This window comes from Pseudomonas rustica (assembly GCF_018336155.1).
In the GTDB taxonomy this organism is placed as follows: domain Bacteria; phylum Pseudomonadota; class Gammaproteobacteria; order Pseudomonadales; family Pseudomonadaceae; genus Aquipseudomonas; species Aquipseudomonas rustica.
In genome coordinates this window covers 279,037-296,204 of the sequence record NZ_JAGYHF010000006.1, presented here as the reverse complement: position 1 = coordinate 296,204, position 17,168 = coordinate 279,037, and the positions used below count along the sequence as shown (strand labels likewise).

Sequence of the window (17,168 nt, the reverse complement as noted above, 5' to 3'; positions counted from 1 at the left end):
CTCCTACAGGGTAAGTGAACCGTTCCCAAGGCGAGGACCGATGATAAAAGCAAAAACAGGCAAGCCGGCGGAAGGATCGCGCAGTCGCTCGCAGATCATCGTGCTGTTCATCGCACTGATCGTGTTCATCATGCTGCTGTTCGCCAACTTCGCTTACCTCAACACCCAGGCGAACTACGACAAACAGTACATCGGCCACGCCGGTGAGCTGCGCGTGCTCTCGCAACGCATCGCCAAAAACGCCACCGAAGCCGCCGCCGGCAAGGCTGCCGCGTTCAAGTTGCTGAGCGATGCGCGCAACGATTTCGCCCTGCGCTGGGGTTACCTGAAGAAAGGCGACCCGGTCACCGGCCTGCCGCCAGCCCCTGCCACTGTGCGCCCGGAAATGCGCACCGTGCAGCTGGACTGGGAACGACTGCTGAAAAACACCGACGCGATTCTCTCCAGCGAACAGACCGTGCTGTCGCTGCATCAGGTCGCCGCTACCCTCGCTGAAACCGTGCCGCAGTTGCAGATCGAATACGAAAAAGTTGTCGAAATCCTCCTCCAGCGTGGTGCCCCGGCTGCACAAGTGGCGATGGCCCAACGTCAGTCGTTGCTGGCTGAGCGCATTCTTGGCGCGGTCAACACCGTGCTCGCCGGTGACGAAAACTCGCAGCAAGCCGCCGATGCCTTTGGCCGCGACGCCACCCGTTTCGGCCAAGTGCTCAATGGCATGCTGCAAGGCAACCCGACGCTGAAAATCACTCAGGTCGAAGACCGTGACGCCCGTGCGCGTTTGAGCGAAATCTCCGAGCTGTTCCAGTTTGTCTCCGGCTCCGTCGATGAAATCCTCGAAACCTCGCCCGAGCTGTTCAAGGTTCGCGAATCGGCGAGCAATATCTTCAGCCTCTCGCAAACCCTGCTCGACGAAGCCTCGCACCTGGCCACCGGTTTCGAAAACCTCGCGGGCGGGCGCAACACCGACACCATCGGCGGTTACGTCCTCGGTTTGCTGGCACTGGCCTCGATCATCCTGATCGGCATGGTCATGGTGCGCGAAACCAACCGGCAACTGCGCGAAACCGCCGAGAAGAACGAGCGCAACCAGAATGCGATCATGCGCCTGCTCGACGAAATCGAAGACCTTGCCGACGGCGATCTCACCGTGACCGCCTCGGTGACCGAAGACTTCACCGGCACCATCGCCGACTCGATCAACTATTCCGTCGACCAACTGCGCGATCTGGTCGCCACCATCAACCTCACCGCCGGCCAGGTCGCCGCCGCCGTGCAGGAAACCCAAGCCACCGCCATGCACCTGGCGCAAGCCTCGGAGCATCAGGCCCAGCAGATCTCCGAAGCCTCGACGGCGATCAGCGACATGGCTGAATCCATCGATCAGGTCTCGGCCAACGCCGCCGAGTCTTCGGCGGTAGCCGAGCGTTCCGTGGAGATCGCCAACAAAGGCAACGAGGTGGTGCACAACACCATCCACGGCATGGACAACATTCGCGAACAGATTCAGGACACCGCCAAACGCATCAAGCGTCTCGGCGAGTCGTCGCAGGAAATCGGCGATATCGTCAGCCTGATCGATGACATCGCTGACCAGACCAACATCCTCGCCCTCAACGCGGCGATTCAGGCGTCGATGGCCGGTGATGCCGGGCGCGGTTTTGCTGTGGTTGCCGACGAAGTGCAACGGTTGGCCGAGCGTTCGTCCGCCGCCACTCGGCAGATCGAAACCCTGGTGCGGGCGATTCAGACCGACACCAATGAAGCCGTTATTTCCATGGAGCAAACCACCACCGAAGTGGTGCGCGGCGCGCGACTGGCGCAGGATGCCGGTGTGGCCCTGGAAGAAATCGAAGGCGTGTCGAAAACCCTCGCGGCGCTGATTCAAAGCATCTCCAACGCGGCGCAGCAGCAGACGACGTCGGCCGGGCAGATTTCCCTGACGATGAATGTGATCCAGCAGATCACCTCGCAGACCTCGTCAGGCTCCACCGCTACCGCTGAGAGCATCGGCAACCTGACGAAAATGGCCAGCCAGCTGCGGCGCTCGGTGTCCGGATTCACCTTGCCGGCGGCGAAAGACAAAGCGTGAGTGGAGTGGTTATGGGTGATCGGCACGACTATGTGGCCCTCGAATGGGTCAAAGGCGAAATTGCCGAAACGCTGAAACAGGCGCATCAGGCGATTGAAGCCGTGCTCGATGATCCACAGGCGTTTCCCGGTCTGGACGAATGTCTGGATTACATCCATCAGGTGCACGGCAGCCTGCAGATGGTCGAGTTCTACGGCGCAGCCTTGCTCGCCGAAGAGATGGAACATCTGGTCGAAGCCCTGCAGCAAGAGCGCGTCAGCCATCGCGACGAAGCGCTGCATCTGCTGCTGCAAGCGCTCGGACAATTGCCGATCTACCTCGACCGCGTGCAGAGCGCTCGGCGTGATTTGCCGCTGGTGGTGCTGCCGCTGATCAACGATCTGCGCAGCGCCCGTGGCGAAAGCCTGTTGTCGGAAACCAGCCTGTTCAGCCCGCAATTGCCCGAGCTGCCGCCGCTGAGCGCACAGGCCTTGGCGCTGCTGGAACCGCCAGAGTTGCCGAACGTGCTGCGCAAACTCCGGCAGACACTGCAAATGGCCCTGGTCGGCTTGCTGCGTGAACAGGACGACCAGACCCACCTCGGTTATCTGGCGAAAGTCTTTACTCGCCTCGAAGCGTTAAGCGGCGACACACCGCTGAGTCCATTGTGGCAAGTCGCCTCGGCGCTGGTCGAAGGCATGCGCGAAGGCGTGATCGCCAACAGCCCGGCGCTGCGCAGCCTGTTCAAGGACGCCGACAAAGAGCTCAAGCGTCTGCTCGATCAAGGCATGGCCGGCCTCAACCAGCCGCCACCGCCGGAGCTGCTGAAAAGCCTGTTGTTCTATATTGCCAAAGCCGAACATCCCACCGGGCAGATGCTGACCATGAAAGATCGCTACTCCCTGGACGACGCGCTGCCCGACAGCGCGATGGTCGATGAAGAACGCGCGCGCCTCGCTGGCCCGGATCGCGATGCGATGCGCTCGGTGTTGGCGGCATTGTGCGAAGAGCTGGTGCGGGTCAAGGAGCGCCTCGACCTGTTCGTGCGCAGCGACCGCCAGCACACTTCGGATCTGGAAAGCCTGCTCGCGCCGCTGCGGCAGATCGCCGACACCCTCGCCGTGCTCGGATTCGGTCAGCCGCGCAAAGTCATCATCGATCAATTGGCGGTGGTGCTGAGCCTTGCCCAGGGCCAGCGCGAACCGAACGACGCAATCCTGATGGACGTCGCCGGCGCCTTGCTCTACGTCGAGGCGACGCTGGCCGGGATGGTCGGCACCGTCGAGCCGGAAAGCCCGGAAGACGCGCGCCTGCCGACCACCGACCTGACGCAGATCCATCAGATCGTCATCAAGGAAGCGCACATCTGCCTGCAACAGGCCAAGGACATGATCGTCGACTACATCGACGCCGATTGGGATCGCCAACACCTGCAACCGCTGCCGGCGCTGCTGACTCAAGTGCGTGGCGCATTGGCGATGATTCCACTGAACCGCGCGGCGAGTCTGGTCGAGGCCTGCAACGGTTTTATCCGCGATCATTTGCTGCTTGATCCGCACGAACCGGGTTGGGAGCAACTCGATCATCTGGCCGATGTCATCAGCAGCCTCGAGTATTACCTGGAACGCTTGAGCGATGACCCGCAGGCACCGGGCGAACAACTGCTGGATGTCGCGCAGAAATCCCTCGCCAGTCTGGGGTTCTTTCCAAATGAGCCGCATGTTCCCGTGCTCGACGACGTGCTCAGCCCCAGCGAAGCGCTGGTGATGCAGGACATGCAAGCACTCGACGATCCGGACATCGTGCAGTCGCTGGCCGACGTGTTGGCCAGCCCGGTGTCAGCGCTCAACCCGCCGGCGCTGATCACCCCCGGCAGCCTGATGCCGCCGCCGGCCGATGAAGAACCGGTCGATGATGAGCTGCGCGAGGTGTTCCTCGAAGAGACCGATGAAGTCCTCGAAGTCCTCCACGAATACCTGCCGCGCTGGGCTGCCAATCCGCAGGATCGCGATGCGCTGACTGAGCTGCGCCGCGCCTTCCACACCTTGAAGGGCAGCGGACGCATGGTGCGCGCGCTGATTCTCGGTGAGCTGGCCTGGTCGGTGGAAAACCTGCTCAACCGTGTGCTCGAACAAAGCGTCGAACCCGGCTCGGTCGTCCAGCAACTGCTGACCGACACGGTGCTGTTGCTGCCGGAACTGATCAGCGAATTCGCCATCAACCGCCAGCGTCAGCGCAGCGATGTCGATCAACTCGCCGCCCGCGCGCACGCCTTGGCCAAGGGTGACGAGCCGATGGCCGCTGAAGACGTCGACGATGTCGCGGCGCTCGACCCACTGTTGCTGGAGATCTTCCGCAACGAAGCGGAAACCCACCTCGCCAGCCTCAACCGTTTCCTCGATCAAGCCGCCGAGCATGTGCCGTTGCAAGCCAGCGACGAATTGCAGCGCGCCTTGCACACGCTCAAGGGCAGCGCGTCGATGGCCGGCGTGTTGCCGATTGCCGAACTGGCGGCGCCGCTCGATCAACTGGCCCGCGAATTCAAGGCGCACCAGTTGCCGCTGGATCTCGACGAAGTGGAATTGCTCCTTGAAGCCGAGGGCTTGTTTCGCGTCGGTTTGCGTCAGCTCAAACACGATCCGCTGGCGCCGATTGTCGGCGCGCAGTCGCTGATCAAGCGCACCGATGAACTGCTGGCCGAGCGTCTGGCGTCGATCCTCGATGCGCCGAACACCGGCCTGCGGATCAAGCGCGACCCGCAACTGATCAACAACTTTCTCGCCCAAGGCATGGACATCCTCCTCGACGCCGAAAGCCTGTTGCAGCGCTGGCAGCAGCACCCCGGCGAGCGTCAGGAACTCAGCGCGCTGCTCGATGAATTGACCACGCTGGGCGAGGGCGCGCACCTCGCCGATCTGCTGCCGGTCGATGTGTTGTGCGAGGCTTTGCTCGATCTTTACGGCGCCGTCGAAGAAAGCAGTCTGGCGGTCAGCGAGCGTTTTTTTCACGAAGCGCAAAATGCCCACGAAGCGCTGATCAACATGCTCGACGAACTGGCTGCCGGCCAGGAAGTCACCCCGCAGCCTGAGCGGATTCGCGCCCTGCATGATCTGCTCGATGAAAGCCTCGACCCGTCGTCGATGGGCCTGATTCGCAGCGACGGCAGCCGCACCCTGAGCATCCGCGAACTGGGCAGCGCCACCGCCGAACTGCAACAAACGGCCAGTGCTTTTGAAGCGGACGACGAGATCGTCGAGATCTTCCTCGAAGAGGCCGTGGACATTCTCGACAGCGCCGGCCAGGCCTTGCAGCGCTGGCTAAGTGACCCGGACAACAGCGCGCCGTTGTCATCCTTGCAGCGCGATTTGCACACGCTCAAGGGCGGCGCGCGCATGGCTGAAGTCGAGGCCATCGGCGATCTCGCTCAGGAGCTGGAAAGCCTTTACGAAGGCCTGGTCGATCGTCGCTACAACTACAGCGAAACGCTGGGCCGCTTGCTGCTCAAGAGTCATGACCGCTTGGCGCTGTTGCTTGATCAGTTGCAAAACCATCAGCCACTGACGCCGGCGCACGATCTGATTGAGGCGATCCGCCAAGTGCGGCAGGGGCCAGGCATCGCCGAAACGCCGCCAGCCACCGCCGATCATGACAGCGCCAGTCACGATCCGGAGCTGCTGGAGATCTTCCTCGAAGAAGGTTTCGACATCATTGAAAACTCCGGCGCCGCGCTGCTGCGCTGGCAGGCCGAGCCGGGCAATCGTCAGGAAATCGAAACCCTGCTGCGCGATCTGCACACCCTCAAGGGTGGCGCGCGGATGGTCGAGATCGGCCCGATCGGCGACCTCGCCCATGAGCTGGAATACCTTTACGAAAGTCTGTCGGCCGGTTCGCTGCAAGCCTCGACCGAACTGTTTGCGCTGGTGCAGCGCGGGCATGACCGACTGGCGCAGATGCTCGACGCGGTGCGTGCCGGGCAACCGTGCCCGCCGGCCGATCGGCTGATCAATGCGATCCAGAATTTCAGTCATCCGGCGACCATTGAAACGCCGCCGGTGCTGCTGCCGGTTGCAGCTAAAACCGAGGCCGCACCGCCGGCGGCCGACGTTGGCGCGGACATGGTCAAGGTCTCCGCCGAACTGCTTGATGAACTGGTCAATCTGGCCGGGGAAACCTCGATCTTCCGGGGCCGTATCGAGCAGCAAGTCAACGACGCACAGATTGCCCTGAACGAGATGGAAACCACCATCGAACGGATGCGCGATCAGTTGCGCCGTCTCGACACCGAAACCCAGGGACGGATTCTCAGTCGCCAGCAAGCAGATGCCGAACGCCTCGGTTACGAAGAATTCGATCCGCTGGAAATGGATCGCCATTCGCAGTTGCAGCAACTGTCGCGGGCGTTGTTTGAATCGGCCTCTGACTTGCTCGATCTGAAAGAAACCCTCGACCGCCGCAACCACGACGCCGAGAACTTGTTGCAGCAACAGGGCCGTATCAACACCGAGTTGCAGGAAGGCCTGATGCGCACGCGCATGGTGCCGTTCGAGCGCATGTTGCCGCGCCTGAAACGCATCGTCCGTCAGGTCGCCGAAGAGCTGAACAAAGACGTCGCGTTTGTCGTCGGCAACGCCGAAGGCGAGATGGATCGCAACGTGCTCGAACGCATGGCCGCGCCGCTGGAACACATGCTGCGCAACGCCGTCGATCATGGTCTGGAGTCCGCCGAAGTGCGGCTGGCGGCGGGTAAACCGGCGCAAGGGCAGATCAGCCTCGACCTGTCTCGCGAGGGCGGCGACATCGTTTTCGACATCCGCGATGACGGCGCCGGTGTGCCACTGGAAGCGGTGCGCAACAAGGCGATCAAGCGTGGTTTGCTCGCGCCGAATGCCGAGATCAGCGACCGCGATGTGTTGCAGTTCATCCTTCAGCCGGGCTTTTCCACAGCGGAAAAAATCACCCAGATTTCCGGGCGTGGCGTCGGCATGGACGTGGTGCACGAAGAAGTGCGGCAACTCGGCGGCACCATGAGCATCGACTCGGTGCCGGGGCAGGGCGTGCATTTCCGCATTCGTCTGCCCTTCACCGTGTCGGTCAACCGCGCATTGATGGTGCAGTGTGGCGAGGATCAATACGCGATTCCGCTGAACACCATCGAAGGCATTGTTCGCGTGTTGCCGAATGATCTCGAAGGGCACTTCCGTCAGGATCCGCCGCGTTATCAGTACGGCGGCCAGACCTATGAACTGTGCTACCTCGGCGAACTGCTGAAAACTGCGCCACGGCCGAAACTGCTCGGGCAGAACCTGCCATTGCCGGTGCTGCTGGTGCACTACAACGACCGGCATATTGCCGTGCAAGTGGACGTGATGGCGGGCACTCGCGAGATCGTGGTGAAGAGTCTCGGCGCGCAATTCGCGGCGCTGCAGGGCGTGTCCGGGGCGACGATTCTTGGCGATGGCCGGGTGGTGCTGATTCTCGATCTGCTCGCACCGATTCGGGCGATGCAGGCGCGCATTGCGCAAACGCCGACGCTGCCGGAGATCGACAGCGAACCACAGAAACCGCTGCTGGTGATGGTGGTCGACGACTCGGTCACCGTGCGCAAGGTCACCAGCCGTTTGCTCGAACGCCATGGCATGAACGTGCTGACCGCCAAGGACGGTGTCGATGCCATGCTGCTGCTCGAAGAGCACATGCCCGACCTGATGCTGCTCGACATCGAAATGCCGCGCATGGACGGCTTCGAAGTCGCCACCCAGGTGCGCAACGACGAACGCCTGCAACACCTGCCGATCATCATGATCACCTCGCGCACCGGGCAGAAACACCGTGATCGTGCGATGGCCATCGGCGTCAACGACTACCTCGGCAAGCCGTACCAGGAATCGGTGCTGCTCGAAAGCATTGCCCAATGGAGCAAGAAACATGCATGAACGCCGGCACAATCAGCGCAGCAGCCAACTGACCGGGCTGCTGCTGCCGTTGGCGGATCGCAATTTGATCCTGCCCAACGTCGCCGTGGCTGAGCTGATCGACTATCAGGCCAGTGCCTTCGATCTGGATACGCCGCCGTGGTATCTCGGCAGGGTGACGTGGCGTGAGCGGCGGATTCCGTTGCTGAGTTTTGAGTCGGCGTGTGGGCAGAAAATTGTGATTGGCGAGCGCGCGCGGATCGTGATCTTGAATGCGCTCGGTGGGTTGCCGGAGTTGAAGTTCATTGCGCTGCTGGTGCAGGGGATTCCGCGGTCGTACAAGCTTGATAGCCAGTTGAGCTATGTCGACGTGCCGTTGTGTGCGCTGGAGCAGGCGGCGGTGCAGGTCGGGGAACAAGTGGCGAAGGTGCCGGATTTGTTGGGGTTGGAGCGACTGTTGGTTGAGGCAGATCTGGTTTAACGGCCTGACCCTCACCCCAGCCCTCTCCCGGAGGGAGAGGGGGCCGACCGCAGGATGCTCACAATCGACGCCGACCTGAAAATGTTGTTGTGAATCCATAATCGACTCGGATTGGCAGGTCGATGTATGGCGCAAGACGCTGCGGTCAGTCCCCTCTCCCTCCGGGAGAGGGCTAGGGTGAGGGGCTTTTGACCATTACTCTGAGCGTAATGATTCGCCACCGTGCTTGATTGATGCCCCCACCCCACGCGCCTACCTTAGCTCCACGACAGCGAACCCCGTGGAGTGAGCATGACAACAACAATTTCCCCCGATTCGCGCTGGACGCGGCGGCGCGATGAGAAGCAGCGCCGCCTCGACAAGGTACGCGGGCTGGCCGACGGTGTGGTGTTGCCCACCGACAAGATCGTCGCCGCGCTTGAAGCGCTGATCCATCCCGGCGACCGTGTGGTGCTGGAGGGCAACAACCAGAAGCAGGCGGATTTCCTCTCCCGTTCGCTGGCCAAGGCCAACCCGGAAAAGCTCCACGACCTGCACATGATCATGCCCAGTGTCGGCCGCTCTGAGCATCTGGATCTGTTCGAACGCGGCATTGCCCGCAAGCTCGATTTCTCCTTCGCCGGCACCCAGAGCCTGCGCATCAGCCAGTTGCTCGAAGACGGCCTGCTGGAAATCGGCGCGATCCACACTTACATCGAACTCTACGCCCGGCTGGTGGTGGATCTGATCCCCAACGTCGTGCTTTCCGCCGGGTTCATGGCCGACCGCGCCGGCAACATCTACACCGGCCCGAGCACCGAAGACACCCCGGCACTGATCGAACCGGCCGCGTTCAGCGACGGCATTGTCATCGTTCAGGTCAACCAATTGGTCGACGACGTCAGCGAACTGCCCCGCGTAGATATTCCTGCGTCATGGGTCGATTTCGTCGTGGTGGCCGACAAGCCGTTCTACATCGAACCGCTGTTCACCCGCGACCCACGGCACATCAAGCCTGTGCACGTGTTGATGGCGATGATGGCGATTCGCGGGATCTACGAAAAACACAACGTGCAGTCGCTCAACCACGGCATCGGTTTCAACACCGCCGCCATTGAGCTGATCCTGCCGACCTACGGCGAATCCCTCGGCCTCAAAGGCAAGATCTGCCGCAACTGGACGCTGAATCCGCATCCGACGCTGATCCCGGCGATCGAGAGCGGCTGGGTCGAAAGCGTGCATTGCTTCGGCACCGAACTGGGCATGGAAAACTACATCGCCGCGCGCCCGGACGTGTTCTTCACCGGCCGTGACGGCTCGCTGCGTTCCAATCGGATGTTCTGCCAACTCGCCGGGCAATACGCGGTGGATCTGTTTATCGGCGCGACGCTGCAGGTCGATGGCGATGGCCATTCCTCGACCGTCACCCGTGGCCGCCTCGCCGGTTTCGGTGGCGCGCCGAACATGGGCCACGACCCGCGTGGTCGCCGTCACGGCACCCCGGCGTGGCTGGACATGCGCCACGACGACTCGCAGCAACCGATGCTCGAACGCGGCAAGAAACTCGTGGTGCAAATGGTCGAGACGTTCCAGGAGGGCGGCAAACCGACCTTCGTCGAAACCCTCGACGCGGTCGAAGTGGCGAAGAAAAGCGGCATGCCGCTGGCGCCGATCATGATCTACGGTGACGACGTCACCCACCTGCTCACCGAAGAAGGCATCGCCTACCTGTACAAGGCGCGCTCGCTGGAAGAACGCCAGGCGATGATCGCCGCCGTCGCGGGCGTCACCGCCATCGGCCTGCGCCACAACCCGAAAGACACCGAACGCATGCGCCGCGAAGGCCTGATCGCCTTGCCCGAAGACCTCGGTATCCGCCGCACCGACGCCACCCGCGAATTGCTCGCGGCGAAAAGCGTGGCCGATCTGGTCGAGTGGTCCGGCGGCTTGTACAACCCGCCCGCGAAATTCAGGAGCTGGTAATGCACGCACTTAACCTGCAAGCGAAACCGCTGTCCCTGGCTGATCGATTGGCCGATCTGGCGGTGGACGCGCTGATCGACGAAGCCGATCTGTCGCCGAAACCGGCACTGGTCGACCGTCGCGGCAACGGCGCGCACACCGATCTGCACTTGGGCCTGATGCACGCTTCGGCGTTGTCGTTGTGGCCGGCGTTCAAGGAAATGGCTGAAGCGGCGGTTGCAATCGGTGAAGTCGATTCAACGTTGCGCGAAGCGATTGGCCGTATCGGGCGCGAAGGCGAACAAGCGATGCTCACCACCACCAACGGCGTGAACACGCATCGTGGGGCGATCTGGGCCTTGGGATTATTGGTGACCGCCGCTGCGCTGGAACCACAATCCTCTAGTGCCAACGCAGTCTCTCTGCGCGCTGCACGTTTGGCCTTGCTGGACGATCGCCACGCACCCAAACCCTTGAGCCATGGCGCGCAAGTCGCCCTGCGTTACGGCGCACGCGGCGCTCGCGAAGAAGCACAACTCGGCTTCCCTTCGGTGTTGCAACGCGGTCTGCCACAACTCAAACGCAGCCGCGCCAACGCCAGCGGCGAACAGAACGCCCGGCTCGACGCCTTGCTCGCAATCATGACCAATCTGGCCGACACCTGCGTGCTCTACCGCGCCGGCGAAGAGGGTTTGCAGGCCATGCAACTCGGCGCGCAAGCGGTGCTCGACGCCGGTGGCAGCGCCAGCCTCAGTGGTCGCCGCCGGCTGCACGAACTCGATCAACAACTCATCGCATTGAATGCCTCGCCCGGTGGCGCCGCCGACTTGCTCGCCGCCACGCTGCTGCTCGACCGTATCGAGCACAACGGCATCCTTCAGGGAGCGTTTTGATGGAAACCCTATCGTTTGAATTCCCCGCCGGGCAGCCGCCACGCGGTCGCGCGCTGGTCGGTTGTGTCGGCTCCGGTGATCTGGAAGTGCTGATCGAACCGGGCCTGGCCGGCAAGCTGACGATCAATGTGCAGACTTCGGTCAACGGCGCGCAGCTGCGCTGGCAGCACCTGTTTGCGCGGATGTTCGACGGCACCACGCCGCCGGCGATGGCCATCGATATCCACGATTTCGGCGCGACGCCGGGTGTGGTGCGCTTGCGACTGGAACAAGGTTTCGAGGAGATCGGCCATGACTGACGGCGCCGCGTTGCTCAACAAACACAGCTTCGTCGAACTCGGCGCGCGGCAACGGGCCAAGGCCTTGCTCGATGCCGGCAGTTTTCGCGAATTGCTTGATCCGTTTCAACGGGTGATGTCGCCGTGGCTTGAACGTCAGGGCGTGGTGCCGCAGGCCGATGACGGTGTGGTGATCGCCAAGGGCAGCCTCGACGGGTTGCCGGTGGTGATTGCCGCGATTGAAGGCGCCTTTCAGGGTGGCAGCCTTGGCGAAGTCGGCGGGGCGAAGATTGCCGGCGCGCTGGAACTGGCGGCTGAAGACAACCGCAAAGGCATTCCGACCCGCGCGGTGTTGCTGCTGGAAACCGGTGGCGTGCGCTTGCAGGAAGCCAATCTCGGGCTGGCGGCGATTGCTGATATTCATGCGGCGATTGTCGATTTGCAGCAGTACCAACCGGTGGTCGGTGTGGTCGCCGGCAGCGTCGGTTGCTTCGGTGGTATGTCGATAGCGGCGGCATTGTGCAGCTATTTGTTGGTGACTCAGGAAGCGCGCCTCGGTTTGAACGGCCCGCAAGTGATTGAGCAGGAAGCGGGGATCGAGGAATACGACTCGCGCGACCGGCCGTTCATTTGGAGCCTGACCGGTGGCGAGCAGCGTTTCGCCAGTGGTCTGGTCGATCGTTATGTCGCCGATGACGTGGCGAAGATTCGTCAGCAGGTCGGTGAATTACTGCAGCAGGGTTTGCCGGCACAGTCACGCAGCCAGCGCGCCGAATGGTTCCTGCAACGCCTGAGCAGTCTGAACACTGACCCGCAAATCGAACCGTCGGTGGTTCGCGATCTGTATCAAGGAGAGCGCTCATGAGCGGCTATTCACTGCGCGGTTTGAACTGGTTCAACGCCTTGAGCGCGGGCGCTGTGGCGGTTGAAGGACTGCCGCCATCGTTGAGGGTTGCTGACGGTGAATTGGGGCGTTTTATCGCTGTGGTCGCTGATCCGGACAATCGTTTTCCGCGTGCTCGTAATGGCGAAGTCGGCTTGCTCGAAGGCTGGGGTCTGGCCAAGGCTGTGGATGACGCGATCACGGCTGACCGCGATAAAGCGCAGAAGCGCCCGATCATCGCCATCGTCGATGTGCCGAGCCAGGCTTATGGTCGCCGCGAAGAAGCGCTCGGCATTCATCAGGCGCTGGCCGGGGCGGCGGACAGTTATGCCCGTGCGCGTCTGGCCGGGCATCCGGTGATTGCGTTGTTGGTGGGCAAGGCGATGTCCGGGGCGTTTCTGGCTCATGGTTATCAGGCCAATCGTTTGATTGCGCTGCGTGATCCGGGCGTGATGGTGCATGCGATGGGCAAGGCTTCGGCGGCGCGGGTGACCTTGCGCAGTGTTGAAGAGCTGGAAGCGCTGGCCGCCAGTGTGCCGCCGATGGCTTATGACATCGACAGTTACGCGAGCCTCGGATTGCTCTGGGAAACCTTGTCGGTGCAGCAGATTGAACAGCCGACGGCGGAGGATCTATCAAGGGTCAACGAGTGCCTTAAACAAGCCATCGGTGATATCACCGGTACTGACTTGAGCAATCGTCTCGGCGCAAAAAATCGTGCGGCTTCCAGCCGTGTGCGCGAACTGTTGAGGGCGCAGTGGTGAGCAGCCCTCTGGCCCACGATCTGCTCTGGGGCATGACCCCGGCGCAGTTGCCGGCGGATGCGCCGTTGTGGGCCGTCGAGTCGCTGGCCGCCGGGCAACCGGTGGTCGTGCGGCGGGCGTTGAGTGCTGACGGTTTTGTTGCGGTCGGCGTGCGCGGCGTATTACGCGAGCAGCGCTTGGCGGCGTTTATGGCGGTTGATTCGATTGCCTGTCGGGTCAGCCCGGAAGCGCTGTGTCAGATCGACAGCGAGCGCGATCTGCCAGTCATGCAGGCGCTCAAACAACTGCGGCCGATGCTCGACGATTGCGGTTGGGTCTGGGGAGTCAGCGGCAGTGTCGGGTTTGAATTGGCCAGTGGTTTTACCGCGATGCACGCGGCCAGCGATCTCGATTTGATTTTGCGGACACCGCAGATGATCACGCGTAATCAGGCAGGCAAGTTCGTTGAGCTTTTCGATCAAGCCGCGTGCCGAGTCGACATGCAATTGCAGACGCCATTCGGTGCTGTGGCGTTGCGTGAGTGGGCCGGCGGCTCGGCGCGCGTGCTGCTGAAAAATGCTTATCAGGCCTGTCTGGTGATTGATCCGTGGAACCCGCAGGAGCAGGCAGCGTGAGCAGCTTGTTGGTATTCCCCGGTCAGGGCGCGCAGCAGGCAGGCATGCTTCAGCGCCTGCCTCGGGAAACGCTGGTCGAGGCCAGTGATGTGCTTGGTGAAGATGTTTTGCTGCTCGATTCTGCTCAGGCACTGCGCACGACAAGAACAGTTCAACTCTGCCTGCTGATCGCTGGTGTCGCTGCTTCGCGGCAGTTGTTGCAGGACGGACTCACGGCGGATTACGTCGCCGGTCTGTCCATCGGCGCTTATCCCGCAGCAGTGGTTGCGGGGGCCTTGAGCTTTAGCGATGCGTTGCATCTGGTCAGCCTGCGCGGTGAGTTGATGCAGCAAGCTTATCCACAGGGCTATGGCATGACCGCGATCATCGGCCTGCAATTATCCACAGTCGAAACGCTGCTGGCGCAGGTGCACAGCGAGGATTCGCCGGTGTATCTGGCCAACATCAACGCCGACAACCAAGTGGTGATTGCTGGCAGTGACGAGGCGATGCAAACGGTAGCGGATCTGGCGCGCAGTCGCGGCGCCGGTCTGGCAAAACGTCTGGCGGTGAGCGTGCCGTCGCACTGTCCGCTGCTGGAGAAACCGGCGCAAACACTCGCTGAGGCCTTCGCCAAAGTCGAGTTGAAGACACCGCAGATCGCCTACCTGAGCGGCAGTCGCGCACGCCCCGTGAGCAAAGTAGAAGCGCTGCGCGACGACCTCGCCTTCAACATGTGCCGCGTGGTGGATTGGCGCGGCACCGTGCAAAGCGCTTTCGAGCGAGGCGTACGGCTACAGATCGAATTACCACCCGGTGCGGTACTCACCGGACTGGCGCGCCGGGTGTTTGAACAAGGCACCGTGACGGCCTTCGACAGCGCTCGCCTCGACACCCTGCAAGCGCTGCTGCGTGAGGAGGGTAGCCGCCAACCCTAAACCGCCGCGACTCAAGCTTCGAACAACAAAAACAACATTCGACGATGCACTTTGAGGACTACAACAATGATTATTTACGGTGTGGCGCTGCTCGCGATCTGTACGCTGGCAGGGGTGATCATGGGTGACATGCTCGGCGCGTTGTTGGGCGTCAAATCCAACGTCGGCGGGGTCGGCATCGCCATGATCCTGCTGATTTGCGCGCGGTTGTGGATGCAGAAACGCGGCGGCATGACCAAGGATTGCGAGATGGGCGTCGGCTTCTGGGGCGCCATGTACATTCCGGTGGTGGTGGCGATGGCCGCGCAACAGAACGTCGTCACTGCGCTGCATGGCGGCACGGTGGCGGTGCTGGCCGCGATTGGTTCGGTGGTGGTCTGCGGCTGCACGATTGCCTTGATCAGCCGCACCCACAAAGGTGAACCGTTGCCTGACGAACCGCTGGAAATCTCCCCGGTCGGCACGCCAGTAGGGGGGCGCTGATATGTGGGATCTCATCGAAAAAGGTCTGGAACACAACGGTCTGGTCACTGCATTCGCCTTCGTCGGCGTGATCATGTGGGTGTCGGTGGTGCTCTCCAAACGCCTGACGTTCGGACGCATTCACGGCTCGGCGATTGCCATCGTTATCGGGCTGGTATTGGCGTGGGTTGGCGGCACCATGACTGGCGGGCAGAAAGGCCTGGCGGACCTGACGTTGTTCTCTGGCATCGGCCTGATGGGCGGGGCGATGCTGCGTGATTTTGCGATTGTGGCCACAGCGTTTGAAGTGCAGGCGACCGAGGCGAAAAAGGCCGGGTTGATCGGTGTGGTCGCGTTGTTGCTGGGCACGATTCTGCCGTTCATTGTTGGCGCGTGTATGGCTTGGGTATTTGGATATCGTGATGCGGTGAGCATGACCACCATTGGTGCGGGCGCGGTGACTTATATTGTCGGGCCGGTGACGGGTGCGGCGATTGGTGCGACGTCGGATGTGATGGCGTTGTCGATTGCGACCGGGTTGATCAAGGCGATTCTGGTGATGGTCGGTACGCCGGTGGCGGCGCGCTGGATGGGGTTGGATAACCCGCGTTCGGCGATGGTGTTTGGTGGTCTGGCCGGGACTGTCAGCGGCGTGACTGCTGGGCTGGCGGCGACGGATCGGCGGTTGGTGCCTTATGGCGCGTTGACGGCGACGTTCCATACCGGGCTGGGGTGCTTGCTGGGGCCATCGCTGTTGTTCTTCATTGTTCGCGGGATTGTGGGCTGAGCCTCTAACTGATCGTTCCCACGCTCTGCGTGGGAATGCAGCCCGGGACGCTTTGCGTCCCAAAGCGGACGCGGAGCGTCCATTGAGGCATTCCCACGCGGAGCATGGGAACGATCATGGGGTGATCTGCCGATTCGCATACATCCGACACTCCGCCAACAACGCCAGCAAATTCGGATCGCGCTCCTTGGCCTTCAAAAACACCACCCCAATGTGCTGCTGCAACCGGTACTTCGCCTGCAACGGAATCAGCTTCACCCGGTTCTCATACACCGCCGCAATCCGCCCCGGCAGCAACGCATAACCCACCCCCGAACTGACCATGCTCAACAGCGTGAAAATGTCATTCACCTGCATTGCCACTTTCGGCTCGAACCCCGCCTGCTTGAACACCCGGTTACCGTCCTGATGCGTGGCAAAGCCCTGGGTCAAGGTGATGAACGTTTCATCACGCACTTCCGCCAGATCGACTTCACTGCGCTGAGCAAACTTTGAATCCGCCGGGGTGGCGAGGAAGATGTCGTCGGAGAACAGCGCAATCTGCTCGCAGTCCGGGTCGTTGATGCTGTCGTCCAGCGACACCAGAATCGCGTCGACTTCCATGTTTTTCAGCTTGTAGAGCAGGTCGATGTTCGAGCCGAGGATCAGGTCGATGTTGAGTTCGCTGCGACGGATCTTCAGGCCCATGATCAGTTGCGGTACGGTTTTTACCGTCAGCGAATACAGGGAGCCGAGTTTGAAACGTTCGGCGGAGAATCCGGCTGCTTCGCGGGTCAGGCGCACGCTTTCGACGACGTCGTTGATCAGTTTCTGTGCGCGTTCTTCGAGGACGTAAGCGCTTTCCAGCGGCGTCAGGTTGCGGCCTTCGTGTTTGAACAACGGGCAGCGCAAGGCACTTTCCAGCGAATGAATGGCGCGGTGCACGCTGACGTTGCTGGTCTGCAGCTCGGCCGCAGCACGGGCGAGGTTGCCGGTGCGCATGAAGGCGAGGAACACCTCGAGTTTTTTCAGGGTCAACTCTTCGTCGATCAGCATGGCGCGGACTCTTTTTGGTATCGGCCGATTGTGCACGGAAGATCAAAAGATCGCAGCCTTCGGCAGCTCCTACATTGCAATGCGATCACCTGTAGGAGCTGCCGAAGGCTGCGATCTTTTGATCTTGGCTTTG

Annotated in this window: 13 protein-coding genes; 12 read left to right on the top strand and 1 reads right to left on the bottom strand. The window is 61.8% G+C overall.

Annotated features, from left to right (window positions below; all coding sequences use genetic code 11):
* The first annotated feature begins 40 nt into the window (after window positions 1-40).
* The 12 genes from KFS80_RS13865 (at window position 41) to madM (ending at window position 16,000) form a co-directional block, all read left to right on the top strand.
* Window positions 41-2,089 (top strand): methyl-accepting chemotaxis protein, encoded by a 2,049-nt coding sequence (locus tag KFS80_RS13865; RefSeq protein ID WP_212545079.1) that lies wholly within the window; start codon window positions 41-43, stop codon window positions 2,087-2,089.
* Window positions 2,090-2,100: 11 nt separating this feature from the next.
* Window positions 2,101-8,001, top strand: a complete 5,901-nt coding sequence (locus tag KFS80_RS13860; RefSeq protein WP_212545078.1) for an Hpt domain-containing protein — start codon at window positions 2,101-2,103, stop codon at window positions 7,999-8,001.
* Entirely contained in the window at window positions 7,994-8,461 is a 468-nt protein-coding gene (locus KFS80_RS13855) for a chemotaxis protein CheW (RefSeq protein ID WP_053124693.1), read from the top strand. The genes KFS80_RS13860 and KFS80_RS13855 overlap by 8 nt, the downstream gene beginning before the upstream one ends.
* A 291-nt stretch (window positions 8,462-8,752) precedes the next feature.
* Window positions 8,753-10,423 carry a malonate decarboxylase subunit alpha gene (gene mdcA / locus KFS80_RS13850; RefSeq protein ID WP_212545077.1) on the top strand — a complete coding sequence of 557 codons (1,671 nt, stop codon included), beginning with the start codon at window positions 8,753-8,755 and terminating at the stop codon, window positions 10,421-10,423.
* Window positions 10,423-11,295: a triphosphoribosyl-dephospho-CoA synthase gene (locus KFS80_RS13845; protein ID WP_212545076.1), complete on the top strand. Its 873-nt coding sequence runs from the start codon at window positions 10,423-10,425 to the stop codon at window positions 11,293-11,295. The genes mdcA and KFS80_RS13845 overlap by 1 nt, the downstream gene beginning before the upstream one ends.
* Window positions 11,295-11,594, top strand: coding sequence for a malonate decarboxylase subunit delta (locus tag KFS80_RS13840; RefSeq protein WP_007913697.1), 300 nt, complete (start codon window positions 11,295-11,297; stop codon window positions 11,592-11,594). The genes KFS80_RS13845 and KFS80_RS13840 overlap by 1 nt, the downstream gene beginning before the upstream one ends.
* Window positions 11,587-12,438, top strand: coding sequence for a biotin-independent malonate decarboxylase subunit beta (locus tag KFS80_RS13835; RefSeq protein WP_212545075.1), 852 nt, complete (start codon window positions 11,587-11,589; stop codon window positions 12,436-12,438). Before KFS80_RS13840 ends, KFS80_RS13835 begins: the two co-directional genes overlap by 8 nt.
* Window positions 12,435-13,220 carry a biotin-independent malonate decarboxylase subunit gamma gene (gene mdcE / locus KFS80_RS13830; RefSeq protein ID WP_212545074.1) on the top strand — a complete coding sequence of 262 codons (786 nt, stop codon included), beginning with the start codon at window positions 12,435-12,437 and terminating at the stop codon, window positions 13,218-13,220. Before KFS80_RS13835 ends, mdcE begins: the two co-directional genes overlap by 4 nt.
* Window positions 13,214-13,834 (top strand): malonate decarboxylase holo-ACP synthase, encoded by a 621-nt coding sequence (locus KFS80_RS13825; RefSeq protein ID WP_212545073.1) that lies wholly within the window; start codon window positions 13,214-13,216, stop codon window positions 13,832-13,834. The genes mdcE and KFS80_RS13825 overlap by 7 nt, the downstream gene beginning before the upstream one ends.
* Window positions 13,831-14,751 (top strand): malonate decarboxylase subunit epsilon, encoded by a 921-nt coding sequence (gene mdcH, locus KFS80_RS13820; protein WP_212545072.1) that lies wholly within the window; start codon window positions 13,831-13,833, stop codon window positions 14,749-14,751. Before KFS80_RS13825 ends, mdcH begins: the two co-directional genes overlap by 4 nt.
* A gap of 66 nt (window positions 14,752-14,817) precedes the next feature.
* A complete protein-coding gene (madL, locus tag KFS80_RS13815; protein WP_053124679.1) occupies window positions 14,818-15,234 on the top strand; it encodes a malonate transporter subunit MadL in 417 nt (138 codons plus the stop codon).
* A 1-nt stretch (window position 15,235) separates the two neighbouring features.
* On the top strand, window positions 15,236-16,000 hold the full coding sequence (gene madM, locus KFS80_RS13810; RefSeq protein WP_053124677.1) for a malonate transporter subunit MadM: 765 nt from the start codon (window positions 15,236-15,238) through the stop codon (window positions 15,998-16,000).
* 114 nt (window positions 16,001-16,114) lie between these two features.
* Here the strand turns inward: madM and KFS80_RS13805 are convergent, their stop codons facing one another.
* Entirely contained in the window at window positions 16,115-17,035 is a 921-nt protein-coding gene (locus KFS80_RS13805) for a LysR family transcriptional regulator (RefSeq protein WP_053124675.1), read from the bottom strand.
* Window positions 17,036-17,168 lie beyond the last annotated feature (133 nt).